General features: G+C 64.2%; 16 protein-coding genes. 7 read left to right on the top strand and 9 right to left on the bottom strand.

Annotated elements, in window-relative coordinates:
• The first annotated feature begins 97 nt into the window (after window positions 1-97).
• Genes G6N47_RS28220 through G6N47_RS28190 form a run of 7 tightly spaced genes read left to right on the top strand, consistent with a single transcriptional unit; the run spans window position 98 to window position 6,826 of the window.
• Window positions 98-919 carry an enoyl-CoA hydratase/isomerase family protein gene (locus G6N47_RS28220; protein ID WP_083130574.1) on the top strand — a complete coding sequence of 274 codons (822 nt, stop codon included), beginning with the start codon at window positions 98-100 and terminating at the stop codon, window positions 917-919.
• Window positions 912-1,805: an amidohydrolase family protein gene (locus G6N47_RS28215; protein WP_163659953.1), complete on the top strand. Its 894-nt coding sequence runs from the start codon at window positions 912-914 to the stop codon at window positions 1,803-1,805. The genes G6N47_RS28220 and G6N47_RS28215 overlap by 8 nt, the downstream gene beginning before the upstream one ends.
• A gap of 33 nt (window positions 1,806-1,838) precedes the next feature.
• Window positions 1,839-2,948 carry a zinc-binding dehydrogenase gene (locus G6N47_RS28210; protein ID WP_083130572.1) on the top strand — a complete coding sequence of 370 codons (1,110 nt, stop codon included), beginning with the start codon at window positions 1,839-1,841 and terminating at the stop codon, window positions 2,946-2,948.
• 29 nt (window positions 2,949-2,977) lie between these two features.
• Window positions 2,978-4,246 (top strand): amidohydrolase family protein, encoded by a 1,269-nt coding sequence (locus G6N47_RS28205; protein WP_083130571.1) that lies wholly within the window; start codon window positions 2,978-2,980, stop codon window positions 4,244-4,246.
• Window positions 4,247-4,278: 32 nt separating this feature from the next.
• Window positions 4,279-5,247 carry an SDR family NAD(P)-dependent oxidoreductase gene (locus G6N47_RS28200; RefSeq protein ID WP_232080456.1) on the top strand — a complete coding sequence of 323 codons (969 nt, stop codon included), beginning with the start codon at window positions 4,279-4,281 and terminating at the stop codon, window positions 5,245-5,247.
• Window positions 5,244-6,404 (top strand): thiolase domain-containing protein, encoded by a 1,161-nt coding sequence (locus G6N47_RS28195; RefSeq protein WP_179966482.1) that lies wholly within the window; start codon window positions 5,244-5,246, stop codon window positions 6,402-6,404. Before G6N47_RS28200 ends, G6N47_RS28195 begins: the two co-directional genes overlap by 4 nt.
• Before the next feature lie 2 nt (window positions 6,405-6,406).
• Complete coding sequence (locus G6N47_RS28190; RefSeq protein ID WP_083130570.1) at window positions 6,407-6,826, top strand: Zn-ribbon domain-containing OB-fold protein; 420 nt, start codon at window positions 6,407-6,409, stop codon at window positions 6,824-6,826.
• A gap of 129 nt (window positions 6,827-6,955) precedes the next feature.
• On the opposite strand, the gene G6N47_RS28185 is transcribed toward G6N47_RS28190, so the two are convergent.
• From G6N47_RS28185 to G6N47_RS28145, 9 genes are all read right to left on the bottom strand, one after another.
• The gene (locus G6N47_RS28185) at window positions 6,956-7,708 is read right to left on the bottom strand and encodes an SDR family NAD(P)-dependent oxidoreductase (protein WP_083130569.1); all 753 of its coding nucleotides are present in this window, start codon (window positions 7,706-7,708) and stop codon (window positions 6,956-6,958) included.
• A 15-nt stretch (window positions 7,709-7,723) separates the two neighbouring features.
• On the bottom strand, window positions 7,724-8,242 hold the full coding sequence (locus G6N47_RS28180) for an EthD domain-containing protein (protein ID WP_163659951.1): 519 nt from the start codon (window positions 8,240-8,242) through the stop codon (window positions 7,724-7,726).
• Between the two features lie 227 nt (window positions 8,243-8,469).
• Window positions 8,470-9,096 (bottom strand): nitroreductase family protein, encoded by a 627-nt coding sequence (locus G6N47_RS28175; protein ID WP_083130865.1) that lies wholly within the window; start codon window positions 9,094-9,096, stop codon window positions 8,470-8,472.
• Window positions 9,097-9,131: 35 nt separating this feature from the next.
• Window positions 9,132-9,875 (bottom strand): SDR family NAD(P)-dependent oxidoreductase, encoded by a 744-nt coding sequence (locus tag G6N47_RS28170; protein WP_083130567.1) that lies wholly within the window; start codon window positions 9,873-9,875, stop codon window positions 9,132-9,134.
• Entirely contained in the window at window positions 9,872-11,068 is a 1,197-nt protein-coding gene (locus G6N47_RS28165; protein WP_083130566.1) for an amidohydrolase family protein, read from the bottom strand. The genes G6N47_RS28170 and G6N47_RS28165 overlap by 4 nt, the downstream gene beginning before the upstream one ends.
• A gap of 421 nt (window positions 11,069-11,489) precedes the next feature.
• Window positions 11,490-12,245 carry an SDR family NAD(P)-dependent oxidoreductase gene (locus G6N47_RS28160; RefSeq protein WP_083130565.1) on the bottom strand — a complete coding sequence of 252 codons (756 nt, stop codon included), beginning with the start codon at window positions 12,243-12,245 and terminating at the stop codon, window positions 11,490-11,492.
• Between the two features lie 51 nt (window positions 12,246-12,296).
• Window positions 12,297-13,478: a cytochrome P450 gene (locus G6N47_RS28155; protein ID WP_083130564.1), complete on the bottom strand. Its 1,182-nt coding sequence runs from the start codon at window positions 13,476-13,478 to the stop codon at window positions 12,297-12,299.
• Window positions 13,479-13,777: 299 nt separating this feature from the next.
• A complete protein-coding gene (locus tag G6N47_RS28150) occupies window positions 13,778-15,244 on the bottom strand; it encodes an MFS transporter (protein ID WP_083130563.1) in 1,467 nt (488 codons plus the stop codon).
• Window positions 15,245-15,310: 66 nt separating this feature from the next.
• Window positions 15,311-16,795: an aldehyde dehydrogenase gene (locus G6N47_RS28145; protein ID WP_083130562.1), complete on the bottom strand. Its 1,485-nt coding sequence runs from the start codon at window positions 16,793-16,795 to the stop codon at window positions 15,311-15,313.
• Between the last annotated feature and the right edge of the window lie 174 nt (window positions 16,796-16,969).

Raw genomic sequence — 16,969 nt, 5'->3', positions numbered from 1 at the left:
GTGCTCTCGGGCCGGGAATAGCCTGCGACGACGCGGTACACGCGTTCGTTCGGCTTCGCGCGGGTACCGCAAGCACGCCACGGAAGGGCGCTCGCCGATGATCGAGCCATCCGCGTACGAGACGATTTCAACCGAGGTGTCCGATGGAGTCGGCCGGGTCACGCTCAATCGTCCGGAACGAATGAATGCCTGGACGCCTTTGATGGGCGTCGAGTTGCGGGATGCCATCACGGATTTTGACCGTCGCGGCGATGTGCGCGTCATCCTCGTCACCGGTGCCGGACGCGCTTTTTGCGCCGGAGCGGATATGAGCGACGAGGCACAGGCGGCCTCGCCCCGGCCGACCGCCCCGCCGCCGGATCAGGTGCCGTACTGGGAGATGAACACACCCATCATTGCCGCCATGAACGGCGCCGCCGTGGGTGCGGGGATGACGCTGGCCATGCAATGGGATCTTCGGGTGGTGGCCGAGGGCGCCAAATACGGATTCGTATTCAACCGGCGGGGACTGCTTCCGGAATTGGGATCCACCTGGCTGTTGCCGCGTCTGATCGGGCTGGGCCGCGCGATGGACGTCCTTCTGACGGGACGCATTTTCACTGGCGCCGAAGCCGTCGGGCTGGGCATCGCCAACGAAGCCGTACCGGCCGACCAGGTGCTGTCGCGGGCCAACGCCATCGCCGCGGACATCGCCGAGAACGTCGCGCCGGTATCGGGGGCACTGACCAAGCGCCTCATCAACCGATTCCTGACAGAGCCCGACCGCCAGCGTGCCGAAGCGATCGAGCGTGGGCTTTCAGCGTGGACGGTCGACCAAGCTGATTCCAAGGAAGGAATCAGCGCATTCGTCGAAAAGCGCCCTCCGGCTTGGAAGCTCGACAAGAACACCGACTTCCCCGAGGAGCTGTTCGGTGGATAAGTACGTAGACGCGTGGGTCAATACCCCGGTACCGGCCGAGGACGTCCTCGTGCAGCCCGACGAGCTGAGCAGCAATGTCAAGAAGTGGTTCCACGCGCAGGAGGAAAGCCGTAACAAGGGAAGCACACTCGATCAGCTCATCGCCGCCATGGACGACTGCGGTGTCGACAAGGCGCTGATGTCGGCGCGAATGAGCTGGCACCATCCCGACACCCGCCCGCGCGGGCCGTTTCAGCCCACTTCCGGTATGCCGGACGACATTTTCGACATGTTCCTGACCGAGCTGGCCGGCGCGATGAAACGCTACCCCGATCGCATCTACGGCTCGGTGCTGATCGATCCGTGGGGGGCGATGCGCGCGGTGCGCCAGCTCGAGCGCGCCGTCATAGATTACGGAATCCTTGCTGCCCGACTGTTTCCCGCCGGCCACGGGATCCCGATCAACCATCCGCTGTGCTACCCGATCTATGCGAAGTGCGTTGAACTGGATGTGCCCGTCACGGTCAATCTGGGCTTGCCGGGGCCGTTGCGTCCGGCCGAGCTGCAGCGGCCGATGCTGCTCGACGAAGTGCTCCTCACATTTCCCGAACTCAAAGTCGTCGGCACCCACATCGGACATCCGTGGCACCTGGAAACCGTTGCGCTGCTTCAAAAGCACCCGAACTTTTATCTGATGACGTCCGGCTGGGCTCCTCGCTACATTCCCGACGAGATCATTCACCACCTCAATAGCCGTGGCAGCCTGCAGGTGATGTGGGCGTCGGACTATCCGTTACTGAGCATCGAGAGAGCCGTGCAGGAGGCGGCCGCGCTGCCGTTCAAAAGCGAAGAGATCAAGCGACGGTTCATACACGACAACTGTCTCGAGGTTTTCAGAATCCAATGAACTCTGCGATGAGCTGACAACCAAGGAGAACCGGTGGAAACGACAGCCGCAGTGCTGTGGGAAGCAAACCAGCCCCTCAGTGTTGAGCAAATAGAGCTCGACGCGCCGGGGGAGGGCGAGGTCCTGCTGCGCATGGTGGCCGCGGGCGTGTGCTACTCGGATCATCACTTCATGACCGGGCGCCGCACGATGCGACTGCCGGCGGTGATCGGCCACGAAGGCGCCGGGATCGTCGAAGCGGTCGGTCCCGGTGTGAAAGGGGTGTCGGTCGGCGACCACGTGGTGCAGACCTTCGTAGCGCCCTGTGGACGGTGCTATCGGTGTCGTCGCCGCAAGTTCACCTACTGCGAGGTCGGTCTCGGTGTCGCCGACGGCACGATGATGGACGGCACGTTCAGAATGCACCGCGCCGACAGGGCGATTGGGACCGGAATGCGCCTGGGCAGCTTCAGCCAGTTCACCGTGTCCCCGGAAACCGCTTGTGTCGTCGTACCTTCCGACATTGATCTGATACACGCCTCGCTCGTTAGCTGCGGTATATCGACGGGGGTGGGCGCTGCGGTGAATGTGGCCGCGGTGCGGGCCGGCGACTCGGTCGCGGTGTTCGGCGCGGGGGGAGTCGGAGCCGCCGCGATTGCCGGCGCAATCGCGGCCGGCGCGGCCGCGGTGATCGCCATCGACATCGCTGATCAAAAGTTGGAGATGGCGCGGTCTTTGGGTGCCACGCACGCGGTCAACGCCCGCGACACCGATTCTGTTCGAGCCGTCCGGCAAGCAACAGGTGGGTACGGGGTGGATAAGTCGATCCTCTGTATCGACGTGGTCCGGCCCGAGCATCTCAGCGCAGCCATCGATTGTCTGGATTCCGGTGGCACCGCCGTCGTCGTGGGGGCGGCCGAAAGCCAGCTCGATCACATTCCGACATCTCCGGCATTGCTGATGCGAGACTCCAAGAGCGTCGTCGGAACGATGTACGGCGGTATGGACCCGCATCGCGATGTCCTTCGCTACCTCGAGCTCTACCGTGCCGGGCGGCTGCCTTTGGAGAAGTTCGTGTCCAAAACCTATCCGCTCGAATCGATCAACGAATCGCTCGACGACCTGATAGCCGGCCGAAACATCCGGGGCGTCGTCGTTTTCTGACCACCCAGATCCAGGTAATTGGAGGAGCCATGACAACCATCACAGGAAACCGGCCAGCGGCGACGGCCCAGGAGTCGCAACCCGATACGACACAGCTGCCGGGGATCGTTTCCGTCGACGACCACGTGGTCGAACCGCCGACCCTGTGGACCGAACGAATGGGGGCGACCAAAGGCGATGCAGTCCCGCACGTGGTGAGAAAGAAAGTATCGCCCGGGGCCGCCCGCAGCGGATCAGACGAGCTGGTGTGGGCAGACGTGTGGGTCTACGAGGACGTCGAAGTGCCGCTGCTCCGCGCATTTCAGGCGGTCGGAATGGATGACACCGAGGTCGACCTGCTTCCCATGACATTGGACGAGGTTCGCAAGGGGGGCTACGACCGCGAAGCCCGGTTGGCCGACATGGACATCGACGGTATCGAGTCCGCGGTGTGCTTCCCGAACAACTTCGTGCGGTTCTGCGGACAACGCTTCCTTGAAGCCAAAGACAAGACGGTCGCGCTCGAATGTGTACGGGTATTCAATGATTGGTTACTCGAAGAATGGCAGGGCCCCTCAGATGAGCGCCTGATCTCTTCGACGATCATCCCGCTGTGGGACGTCGAAGAAGCGGTCTCTGAGGTGCACCGCAACGCGGCGAGAGGCGCTCGCGCAGTGTGTTTTTCCGAAATCCCGGCACGGCTCGGGCTGCCGTCGATGTACTCGGGCTACTGGGAGCCGTTCTTCGCGGCGTGTGCGGAGACCGACACGGTCATCAACATGCACATCGGATCGAGCTCCACGCAGCACACGACATCGCAGGATGCCCCACCGGGCGTTCGGATCGCCAACCATTTCAGCAATTCCGCGTTTTCCCTTACCGATTGGCTTTACTGCGGTGCGTTCATCCGTCACCCGAATTTGAAGATCGCGTTCTCCGAAGCGCAGGCCGGCTGGATCCCGTTCCTGGTGCACCGCCTGGATAACATCTGGTCACCAGGCCGCGACTACCGCAATCCCGAGCCCCCGCTGCCCCAACCACCGAGCACGTATCTCGCCGACCATGTCTACGCCTGCGTGTTCGACGACGTCGATTGCCTGCGGCACTTGGATCTGCTGGGGGAGGACAACCTGTGCTTCGAGGCTGATTACCCGCACCCCGACGGTACCTGGCCGCATACCCGGCAACAGGCAGTCGCCTTCACCGAGGGCCTCGACACCACGGTGCGGGACAAGATCCTGCGCTACAACGCCGCGAAGCTCTATCGCATTGAGCGGGTCCTTGCCGACGCGGCTGCGCCGGTCGGCGTGAAATCGTAACCCTGGCAACCAATCTGCGACGGAGGAAGTAAGTGACTGCACTGCTAGATGGACGGGTGGCGGTGGTGACCGGCGCCGGGCGCGGAATCGGTGCCAGCATTGCGCGGCTCTTGGCCGGCGAGGGTGCCCGGGTGGTGGTGAATGACCTTGGTGCATCGGTCGATGGAGTCGGCGGTGACGACAGCCCGGCCGCCAGCGTGGTGAAGGAGATCCGCGAGAGTGGCGGCGAAGCCGTGGCCAACCTGAACGACATCGCGGACTTCGACAAGGCCGGCGAGCTGGTCACGCAGGCCATCGATACCTACGGGAAGTTGGACGTCGTCGTCAACGTCGCGGGCATCCTGCGCGACAAGATGATCTTCAACATGGCCCCGGAGGATTGGGACGCAGTTATCCGGGTCCATCTGCGGGGAGCGTTCAACCTCACCCGGCACTCCTCAAGCTACTGGCGGGGGCTGCGGCGCCCGGACGGGCACTTTCGGCTCATCCATTTCACCTCCGGGTCGGGTCTGCACGGCGCCGCCGGACAGCCGAACTATGCGGCCGCGAAGATGGGCGTCGTCGGGTTGACCTATTCATGCGCCCACGCGCTGCAGAAGTACGGGGTGACGACGAACGCGATCAGCCCCGCGGCCACCACCCGGATGGGCGCCAGCGTGCCGGCGGACCGTCAGGCATCCCGGCCCAGTGCCATGCAGCAAGGCTCAGACGAGATGTCCCCCGACAACGTCGCCCCCGCGGTGGCGTACCTGGCCAGCGAACGCTCAGACTGGTGTAACGGTCAGGTCCTGCTCGCCGCCGGCTACCAGATCGGGCTGTTCAACGTGCCGCAGGTGATCCGGGAGATCGTGTCGCCCGGTCCGTGGGACCTGCCGACTGCATTCCACATGATCGAAGCGGCGTTTCGCCCAGTGGCGCAAGAGAATCGGATTCCGGCTCTGGGTATCGGACGGGCCAACGACGGTGCGGCTGAGCCGTCGGCGGCAGCACAGGCGCGGTGAGAAACACCAAGTCCTGCATCCGGGTCGTCGGGGCATACGAACACCCCGACCGGGTCATCCCGGGCAAGTCCGTTGCGCAGGTGCACGGCGAGGTGGCGATCGGGGCGCTCACCGACGCCGGATTGCAGCTCGCCGATGTCGACGGCTACTGCTGCGCGGGTGATGCGCCGGGCTTGGGGCCGGTATCCATGGCCCAATATTTGGGTCTGAAAAACGTGACCTACTTCGACTCGACGGACGTGGGCGGGTCTGCGCCGGTGGCGCACCTCGGTCATGCAGCAGCGGCGATTGCGGCCGGCAAGTGCCGCGTGGTGCTGATCACGCTGGCCGGCCTGCCCCGCTCCACCGCGTCGGTGCGCACGATATGGGAGGCGCCGGAAGCCCCCTTCGAGACCGTATACGGGACAACCACACCCGCGCTGTACGCGTTGGCGGCTCAGCGGCATATGTACGACTATGGCACCACCAGCGCTCAACTCGCCGAGATCAAGGTGGCTGCATCGCTTCACGCACAACATAACCCGCACGCCTTCATGCAGAAGCCGGTGACGGTCGAGGAGGTCCTCGACTCACCGTGGGTCAGCGAGCCGCTGCACCGGCTGGACTGCTGCATCGTCACCGATGGCGGTGGCGCGCTGGTGGTGGCGGCTCCGGAAGTCGCCAAGGACCTGAGCCGGCGCGGTGCGGTGCTGTTGGGTCACGGCGAGGCGTTGAAACACAGTTCAGACGGACGGATCGATTTGTCGTATACCGGTGCGGTGCGCTCAGGGCCACAAGCCTTCGAACAGGCCGGTGTCACCCCGGCCGACATCGACTATGCGTCCATCTACGACTCGTTCACCATCACGGTGCTGATGACTCTTGAAGACCTGGGATTCTGCGAGAAGGGCAAAGGCGGCGTTTTCGTCTCCGACGGCGGGCTGCTCTCCCCGGGCGGGCGGCTGCCCTTCAATACCGACGGTGGCGGCTTGTGCAATAACCATCCTGCCAACCGGGGAGGGGTAACGAAGATCATCGAAGCGGTGCGCCAGCTACGAGGCGAAGCTCATCCGGCCGTGCAGGTGCCCAACTGTGAAATCGCGCTTGTGCACGGGACCGGCGGCACCCTCGGCAGCCGAATGGGTAGCGTCACAGCCATTTTGGGTGCAGAGGAGTAATCATGGCGGATCGGTCGAACTTGCCCGCGCCTGCCCCGCTTGTCAATCCGGAAACCGAACCCTTCTGGCGCGCTGCGGATGCGGGACAGTTGTTGCTGAAGCGGTGCAGCAGCTGCGACGCCACGATCTGGTATCCCCGCGATCTGTGCCCTGAATGTGGCAGCTTCAACACCGAGTGGTTCGAAGGCTCCGGACGTGGAACGGTGTACAGCTTCACGGTGAACCACAAGGGTGATGGTGTCTACCGCGGTGAGCCCTACGTACTGGCTTACGTGGAGCTGCAAGAGGGGCCGCGGGTGATGACGAACATCGTCGGTGTCGATCCCGCTGATGTCCGGATCGGGATGCCGGTGAAGAGCGTGTTCGCCAAGACCGGCGAAGGCTCAGCGCTGCTGCGTTTCGAACCGGTGCCACCGGCCTGAGGTACAGGAATGCTACCGCCGCCCTGCGCGGGCGAGTTCCCTTGGTTGGCAGGGCTATTCGCTGGGCGATCTCCATCGCGCACCCAATGGGAAGCCGGCGGTGATCCAATGTCAGGCGCCCCTCGCTGTTCAGCGGTGCACTTTGACCGACATGCCACCGTCGACAGCCAGGATCTGTCCGGTGATGTAGCCGGGCCGGGCAAGCAACAAGCACGCCTCGGCGATCTCAGACGGCTGACCGGGCCGGCCGAGAATGGTGCGCGCCGACACCGATGCCCGTAGCTTGTCCGCCGGCTGTGGCCACATCGGCGTCTCGATGCCGCCGGGGGCCACGGCGTTCACCCGCACCTCGGGACCAAATACATTGGCCAGCAAGACCGTAAGGTGGTTGAGTGCGGACTTCGAGATGTGATACGGGATTGTCGTCGTGTTCTCGGTGGGCCGCAGACCCGCCACGCTTGTGACGTTGACTACGGCGCCGTCGCCGTGGCGCCGAAGGTGCGGCTCTGCGGCGCGCAGGAGGTACCACGGTCCCATCAGGTTGACCTGGAGAACCTGCTGCCATAACTCGTCGGAAAGGCCCGCCAGGTCAGCATGGGGCAGCTGCGGGCCGATCGCCGCATTGTTGACCACGATGTCGAGGCGGCCCCACCGTTCAACTGCGGCCGCGACGAGCCTGCAGGCATCGGACTCGCCAGCGACATCGGCCTGAACGTAAACGGCATTCGGCAGGTCGGCCGCGAGGCGTTTCCCTTCGCGGGACGAGCTGACCGAGTTCACTACCACGGCGGCACCCTCCGCAGCGAACCGGCGCGCGATGGCTTCTCCGATGCCGCTCGATGATCCCGTGACGATCGCGACCTTATCCTGGAGCTGACCCACTTCGTCTCGCCTTTCTCACAACAGCTTTCGCAGCAGGCCGATGGCCGACCGCGCGTGGTCGATGAAGCGCCGCTCGTCGGCCAACGCGATCTCGCTCACTGCGGGATGACCAAAGGCTTTCTTCATCCGTTCGACGCCGCTGTGGTCGGACGACACGATTCCGTCGTAGTCGGCTACCCCGAAGCCGGCGGCCGCCGCGATGTCGCGGCTGCCGATCAGATCGGCGTGCAGCTGTCTGTACCCACCGGCCTTCCTGCGGGGCGCCTCCCGGGCCATCCGGCCGTGCACATTGAGCCAATAATCGCTGAACTGCCCATGATCCATCGTCGCTCGTCTGCGCAGTGCGAAACTGACCTGCAACGGCCCGTCGCCGCCGAAAATGACCCGCTGTACTCCATATATCAATCCGGACCGGTCCAGGTCCGCGACCTGCGCCAGTTGTTCGGCACTCTTGCGGAACACTGCCGCCAACTCTGCGCGCGTCCGTGACGCGCTCAACTCGACTGAAAGCAGGCCGTCGATTCGCGCCGGCACTTCAGCACCATGCGCAGTGCCGGTGAATGGGTCCGGCTCGACAGCGACTGCGGCGCGTGGCTTTAGGCCGGCTCGCCGCAGCTCGGCGCGCTGTGATCGCAGCACCGCTTCGAGGTCCTCAGATCTGCGATCCGATCGCCTCGCCAACACCAGCGCCAGCGTCGTACAGTGCGTTGCGCCTGCGCCTGCTGACCGTGGCTGCGGTCGGTCGAGTGCGTGCTGCTCATTCACCAGGCATCCCAATGAACGACATCCTCGAGCGGTCCGCGCGCCGCGGGTTTGAAGTCGGTGCCGATCGTGTATGCGATCGGGAAAAGGCCGGCCTGCGTACATTTTTCGTAGGGGATGCCGAGTAAGGACGAGGCGGCCCGCTCCTGGTCCAGGTGCACTGCCGTCCAGCACGAACCCAGCCCGCGGCTGCGCAGCGCGAGCATGAAGCTCCAGACGGCGGGCAGCAGAGATCCCCAAAACCCAGCCTGCTCGCGCACCGTCGCGCCGTCCACCCGGCGCCATTGGCACGGGATCAACATCATCGGCACCCGCGCCAGATTGTCGGCCAGGTAGCGTGCGGATTCATATATTCGCCGTTGGTCTTTACTCATTGCGCCGACCACGTCGGGCCTGTACACCGCGGTGAACGACTGGCGGTAGATATCGGCCAGAGCGGCCTTCTTGGCCGGCGCGGTCACCAACACCCAATGCCATCGCTGGTGATTCATGCCAGACGGAGCCTGCACCGCAAGACGCAGACATTCCTGCACCACCTCCCGCTCGACAGGCCTCTCGAAATCCAGCCGCCGCCGCACCGACCTGGTGGTGGTGAGCAGTTCGTCAGTGCTGAGTTTCAGAACCATAGGTGTCCCTTTGATGGCGATGCTCCCTTTGACGGTCACTTCATGCCGCGTACGGCGAGCCCGCCGTCGACCACGATCGTCGCGCCGGTTACATAGCTGGCGTCGTCGCTGAGCAGGAAACTCACGACGGAGGCAACCTCTGCGGGTTCGCCGAGCCGACGCATAGGCAACTCGGTCTCGATCCGCGCGCTCAGGACGGGGTCGTCGCGGTACCGCGTTGTTCGATCCGTTTTGATGATCCCCGGCGCGACCGCGTTCACCCGTAGTGACGGCGCGTACTGCACGGCGAGTTCCCGCGTCAGGCCGAGCACACCGGCTTTGGCGGCCGAGTACCAGTCCGAGCCCGAGGCGGTGAACGCGGCCAGCGAGGCGACGTTCACGATGGCGCCACCGCGTTCGCAGATCGACGGAGCGATGACGCGGCACAGCGCACCGGTGAGGATGAGCGAGCCGTGCACGCCTGCCGCGAAGGACGCGTCGTGGCCGGTGGGTGTCATGCTGGCGTTGTTCACCCAGTACTTGAGATCTGCCCTGTGCAGAAGCAGGTCGCGGGCGGCATCCGTCGCGGCGTCGAGGTCACTGAGATCAACGACTGCTGTCTGCACTGCCAGGCCTTCTCGGTCCAGCTGCGCCGCGGCTCGCGCGGTCTCCTGCGGGTCCATGTCGACGAGGACAACTGATGCGCCCTCCTGCGCGAGTCGGCGGGCCGTCGCCAGCCCGATACCGCGGGCGGCGCCGGTGACGACAGCGCATCCGGCTTTTCGCTCGCTCGCGGTCATCGCGAGCCGGATACGCCGAGAAGGTGTGCCAGATTGTCGCGCATGATCAGCCGGATGTCCGAGTCGGGCATGCCGGCAAGGAAGTCGAGAAAATCGTCGGGCTCGGCCACACCTTCGGGGTGAGGGTAGTCCGACCCGAACAGGACGTGGTCGGCACCCATGACGTCAACGATGTGCTTGACGTCGTCCTCGGGGTAGGGAGTGAGATAGACGTGCTGTCTGAAGATTTCACTCGGCTTCGCGTCGAGCCTGCCGAACGGCCACTCCCCGTTGCGGGCCATCATCGCCGACTTGTCCATCAGCTTGAGTAGTTGTGGCACCCACGAAGAGCCGTGCTCAACGCTGAGCACTTTGATATCGGGGAAGCGCCCGAACAGGTTGTGCAGGACCAGCGCGGCCAGCGTGTCGCTGATCGGCCGCTCTCCGTTGCACAGCAGGTGCTGTAGGGCCGAGTACTGGCCGTGTCCCCGGCCCGGCTCTTCTCCCCAGTGCGTCGCGTAGATACGCGCGAAGACGTTGTCTCCGATGTGGAAGACGGGGTGCAGTCCGGTCTCCTGCACTCTCGTCCAGAATCGGTCGAATCTGGTGTCGGCGGGCGACCGGCCACCGACGGGACCGGTCTTGAGGTAGAACAACTTCGCGCCGAGTGCCGCCACCCGCTCGAGTTCTTCGATGGCCCAGTCGATGTCGAGCAGTGTGCACAGCGGCACGCCGTAGATCCGGCCGTCCGCGCCGTAGCCCCACTCGTCTTCCAGCCACCGGTTGAAGGACCGATAGTTCGCGCAAACGACATCGGGACGGTCATCGAAGTCGGCTTCGATGAGCACCGCCATCGTCGGAATCATGAGCGCTGCTTCGATGTTCTGCCGGTCCATGAGAGCCAGGCGCTCGGAGCGTCGCATGTAGGCCGGCTCGTCGAATGCCGGCCGCGGCTGTTGCCCGCCTCCGGAGTAGTCGGCCTTGCCGGCGAACAGTCCGGCGATGGCGCCGGGCGGCAGCACCCCATCCGCTGGATTGCGATCGATGAAGCTGACGAACCGCTCGTTCAGCGCCCAACGGCGAATTCCGGTGTCCGGCAACTCCACCAGCCGAATCGCTTGATCCTTGAACTTCGGCTCGATGTGCCGGGAAAAGCAGTCGTCCTGTTCGTAATAGTGATTGTCCGCGTCGAGCATCGGATAGTCGAGGTTCACCGGATCTCCTTAGTTAGGTAACTATCGACTGGCATGGCGTCATGGGAACGGCTGTCGGCGGCGCGGGCGGTTGGTGCGCCGTCGCCGGCAAACTCGGCGAGTAGTGGCACGAGTCGGCCCCGGGCGCGTTCCTGCATGCACGCCGACATTCGATATCGCAATCGCAAAAATGTGCCGCATAGACAAAGCGCTACCAGGTTCGCTGTTCCATTTAACGGAACATATGTTCCGCTCCTGTCATGGTTGAGGCTAACAGCCTGGCTTGGCTTGTTCAAGAGCTGCCACAGCAGCCTGGACATACCGCGGCGACATCCCGACAGCTCACACCGTTGCGACTGTGCGGATTGGCCGCTCGCGCTTAGCCATGCGCGTCACGAGCCGGAGATAGCGGTTGCGGCGCTACCTTTGGAGCAATGCGGTCTTACCAACCGGCGGCTTGACCGCCGTCTACGAAGTGGTCCGCGCCGGTGATGAACGACGCCGCATCGGAGGCCAGAAAGGCAACCAGATTCGACACTTCGCGCGGTTGCGCGCAGCGTTTCATCACAACAGAGTTCCCGACCGCTTTCATCGCGGCCTCCGTCGCCGAGCCCTGAGCCAGCATGGGAGTCAAAACCGGCCCCGGCAGAACGCAATTCACTCGGACGCCGTGATCGCCGTATTCCATCGCTGCCGCCCGGGTCAGGCCCCGGACAGCGAATTTGGCCGCCGTATACGCGGCGTTCGGGACGTGCCGGACGTGGGCGAAGCCGGCCACCGAGGCGATATTCACGATAGAGCCGCCACCGGCCCCGGCCATGCCGGGTATCACCGCTCTCATCCCGAAAAACGTCCCGTGCTGATCGACGGCAATCGTCCTGAGATAGTCATCGATCGCTAGGTCCGCGGTGTGCACCACCGGGCCCGGAACTCCCGCGTTGTTCACCAGAACCGTTGCCGGGCCCCATTTGTCGGCGACACCAGCGACCACCTCAGCCCACTGATCCGGATCGGTGACGTCGAGTTCGAAGAACTCGGCCTCAGTGCCAAGCTCTTTCGCCAGGGCGGTACCTTCCTCGCGCCGCACATCGGTGATCGCGACTCGCGCACCGAGTTCGACGAATGTCCGGGCATGCTCGGCCCCCATTCCCTGGGCGGCTCCGGTGACGATGGCGACCTTACCGGTGAGAGAGAGCATCCCGCAGGCTCCTTTGCTTGCTCGATAATCGGTCCGGTGTTGGACGGATTGTCAGTTCACCACTACCGGGCAGGTGGCCAGCGCGTTGAAGACATTGCTGCAGGCTCGTGTCGGCGCGCGTGTGAGCTCCATGGCCTCGAGGTATGGGCTGAGTTCCTCGAGAAACACCCGGATTTCGAGGCGAGCCAGACCCGCACCCAAACAGAAATGCGGGCCTGTGGGGCCAAAGGTGTCGTGCGGGTTGGGGTTTCGAGTGATATCGAACTCGTTGGGCCGACTGAATGCCGTCTCATCACGGTTCGCGGAGATCATCCACAGTGTGGTCCGTTGGCCGGCCTGGATGACTTTGCCGCCGATCTCCACGGTCTGCAACGGCCATCGGGAATGATGGAGCACGGGCGTCACAAACCGCAGCAGTTCCTCGACGACCCTGACCAGGTCGCCGCCCTCGATGACCGCTCGGCGGGCCTCCGGCCACTCCAAAAGGCATACAAGCCCATTGGCGATGAGGTGCTTGGTCGTCTCTCCGCCCGCCCCGATATATAAGTTGACCCACGCCCGCAACTCCTCCTGGGTCAGGGGCTGTCCATCGACGCGGGCCTCGAGCAACTGGTCGACAAGATCACCACGCGGATGGCTGCGATGCTGCTCAATCAGCCGATCAGCGTATGCGTCGTCCTCAGCAGCGATGGCCTGGTGATCCACCGGACCCCCGTCGCCGATCAGCCGCTGGTTCAACCGACGCAGGATGGGCGCCTCGTCGTCCCGGGAGATTCCCATCAGCTCGCCCATCACCCGGAACGGGAAAATCCCCGCGACATCTTCGACCCAGTCACCGCCTCCCTTTGCGGCGAACGCAGCAAGAATCTCACGGCTCACACTCCGTATCATCGACTCCCGCTTGGCGATTGCCCGTGGCGTGAATGATCCGTTGACCAGCCTGCGATAAAGCGTGTGTTTGGGCGGATCCATCGTCAGTATCGTGCTGGCGCCCGCCGGTTCGTCGCTCGGCTTGCGTTCGGCACCGGCGCCGAGCGGGCCGGCCCAGCTGGAGAATACGGCTGCGTTTCGGTTCGCTTCTCTGACGAGCTCGTAGGAGGACACCACCCAATACTCGTCTGGCTCGTACCAGAACACCGGGGCACTTTCCCGAAGCTTCGCGAACGCCTCGAACGGGATCTCGCGACCGAACTGCTCGTTGCTGAGATCAACATCCACGTCGGTCACGGGCATTGGCTTCTCCCATGGTTGAGGGCGGACGCGCCTTCACGATCGGAGCCGTCACGGGTGTAGTGAAAGTAGGGGTGCTTGGCGAATCGGCGGACGCCAACCGGCCCGCAGAGTAAGTGTTCAGCAAACCGGAACACTTGTTTCATCACACTGTGTGATGCTAGTCTCCTGTGAAGAGATGTCAAGGCGCGTCCGGGCTTTCTGAAACCAGTTCCTACAGAAGGGCTATCGGGCCGCGACCAACCGCGCTGGGCGCGATGATCGCCAGGCTGGCGGTGGGTCGGCGCGTGTAGCGGGCGAAATCAGGCGGCCGCGGTCGGGATGCTTCTCCGACGTTTCGCATTACCGCTCATCACCCCCGACGACCTGCCGATGAATGTCTGAACCAGCCCGAGCATCGCGACCAACACACCTGTGAGAAATCCGTTCACGAAGGCGGCATTCGAATAGATGGGGGCGTGGAAGCTGTCGTAGCCGGTCACGTGTGCGGCGAGGATGCAGGCCAGCGTGGCGGTACCGATGCCGCCGGCGAAGATGCCGGTGGCGCCCATAATTCCGGTGGCGGCGCCACGCTGGTCTGCCGGCGCGGCATCGGCCACGAGATAGCCGACCGCCGAGTACGCAGCGCCGTGACCTATGCCGGCGATCCCCGTGCCGAGCAGCATCCCCCAGGTGTCAGCGTGCTCGAATGCGAGCACCGTCAGAGCGAGCGCGTAAGAAACGGTGCTGATGCGCAGTAACAGCATGCCGTGGCCACGCCGGACAAGCGCTCCGATTGCGGGCCCGAACAGGATGGTGCTCAGCCCATGCGGCAAGTAGTACAGGGTGATTGAGGCCCCGGTGATGCCGAAGCCGTAGCCCAGATCGCTGCGGGGGGCCAGTAGCAGCATCGGCAACATCACCGACATCATCGTCGCCGGCCAGTTGCAGGCGACTTGTACCAGTATCGGTATGCGCACTTGCGGCATACCGAGCACCCGCAGGTCGACCAGCGGTTCGCTACTGTGCAGCGCGCGCACGATGAAGACGATCAATGCGGCTGCGCCGAGCCCGAGCGATCCGAGCGTGAGCGCCGAATGCCAACCCCAGCTGCCTCCTTCGCTGATCGGGATGAACAACAGCGCCAACGCGGCGCACAGAAGCACCGCGCCACGCACGTCGGGTTTGCAGTGCCTGCGCACGCCGGACTCCGGCACGATGCGCGCGAACAATATGCCCACCACCGCCATGTAGAGGGCACAGAAAATGAACAGCCCGCGCCAGCCGGCCCCGCCGACCAACACGCTTGACAGCAGTGGACCGATGATGAACGCGATGCCCACGATCGATGAGATGACACCCAGCCCGATGGCGGCCACACGTCTCGAAAGCACATTGCGCACTATCGAATAGGTGATGTTGATCAGCCCCAGTGCCATGCCCTGCATCGCACGACCGGCCAGCAGTACGGCCAGATGCTGGGCAGTTGCGCAGATCAGCGAACCGAGCACGAACACAGCTGCAACCGTGAGAAACACCCGCTTGATGCCGTAGAGGTCGCCAAGCATGCCGATCAACGGTGACGCCACGACGCCGGTGATTTCGGCGATGATGATCGACCAGGTGATGGCGCCGGTCTGAAACGCCTGTGCCATACGCGGCAGCGCGGGATATATCAACGTGAATTCAAGCAGCAAGATCAGCGTCATCAAGCCGCTGACGATCACGACCGAGTACGCGCGGACCGTTGTCAGCGCGGGCCGGCCCGGCTCGGTCGTTGCGGTGCTCACGTGCGAGCCTCACGTTGGAGGTAGAACACCTTGGTCGACAACAGCGTGCGGTGGCGGCGGCGAGGCTCAAATGAGCTCGGACGGTTCGCCGTTCAAGATGATCGCCTTGGTTTCCAGATACGTCAGCAGACCTTCCCGGCCGCCTTCCCGGCCGACACCCGATTGCTTGAAGCCGCCGAAGGCGATGCCGTAGTCGGCGCGCTGCGCATTGTGGCCGACGGTCCCGGAGCGTAGCGCGCGGGAAACCTCATAGGCGCGGTCTTCGTGATTGGTGAACACCGACGCGTTGAGTCCGTAGATGGTGTCGTTTGCGATATGGATTGCCTCATCGAGGTTTTCGGCGGGGATGACACTGAGCACCGGTCCGAAGATTTCCTCCTGGGCGATCTGGGTGCGGTGGTCTACATCGGCGAAAACGGTTGGCTCAATGAAGTATCCGCGGTTCAGTTCGGGCGGACGCCGGCCTCCGGTGACTAACTTTGCCCCGCCGGCGACGCCGGCAGCGATGAACTGTTGCACCCGGTCCAGCTGGCGCTGCATCGCCAGCGGCCCCATGTCGGTGGAGTCGTCGAACGGGTCGCCCACCCTGATCTTCGAAAATGAGTCGGCCAGCGCGTCGACGAAGTCGTCATGACGCCGCCGGTCGATGATCACCCGTGTCAGCGCCGAGCACACCTGCCCGGTCATCCGGCGGGTGGACGCCGACAGCGAGTCCGCGGCCGTGGCCAGGTCGTAGTCGTCGAGTATCAGCGCCGCTGACTTCCCGCCCAGCTCCAGCGTGTACCGCGCGATGCGCTCGGCACATATCGAGGCGATTCTGCGTCCTGTCGCGGTCGAGCCGGTGAAAGCGATCTTGTCCACGCGCGCGTCGCTGACCAGCTGTTCGGAGACCTCGCGATCAGCGGTGATGACGTTGAGGACGCCGGGCGGCAGGCCTACCGACTCGGCGATCTCAGCCATCATGTAGCCGGCGCCGGGAGCCTCCGGTGACATCTTGAGCACGACGGTGCAGCCGGCCAAGAGGGCGGGCGCCGCCTTGTGCGCGATGATCGCCAACGGGCCGTTCCACGGAATGATCGCTCCGACGACTCCGACCGGCTCGCGGGCCAGCAAACGGACCTGCCCGCCCTGAGGCTGGAGGCGTTCCACGAACTGGAAGTCGTCGGCAAGGTCCGCATACGAGGTCCATGCCGCACCGATGCCCGGGACGGTCTCGCGGGCGATGGCATGCACGATGCCCATCTCTGAGGTCCAGATATGGCTCAACTCGCCGGCGCGGCGGGTGATCTCCATGCCGATGTCGCGCAGGTAGCCGGCCCGCTCCTTGGGTGTGAGCCTGGGCCATGGACCGCTATCGAATGCCGCCCGCGCCGCGGCTATGGCCCTGTCCATGTCGTCGGCGCTCGCATCGGCGACCGTCACATAGACCTCTTCGGTGGCCGGCTGGATCACGTCGATCCGCTTGCGCGACGTCGGAAGCACCCATTCGCCGCCGATGAAGAAGCGGTCGGGGTGACGAAGCGGCGCGGTGTCGCGGTTGGCAGAACTCATCTTCACTCTCCTTGAGTGACTGTCGGACGGCGCAAGATTGAACCCAGCGCTCGAGCAGGCGGCATCACCAAAGCTCATCGCCTGAGATCTGTTGACGCCGCAGTTCCATCGCCACTCGACGGATCCTTCCCTCCTGCCGCCGGGAGCACCTTGAACATCTCCGACCCGGACGCT

The sequence above is a fragment of the Mycobacterium branderi genome (genome assembly GCF_010728725.1).
Classification (GTDB): Bacteria; Actinomycetota; Actinomycetes; order Mycobacteriales; family Mycobacteriaceae; genus Mycobacterium; species Mycobacterium branderi.
This window is presented reverse-complemented; position numbering and strand designations above follow the sequence as displayed.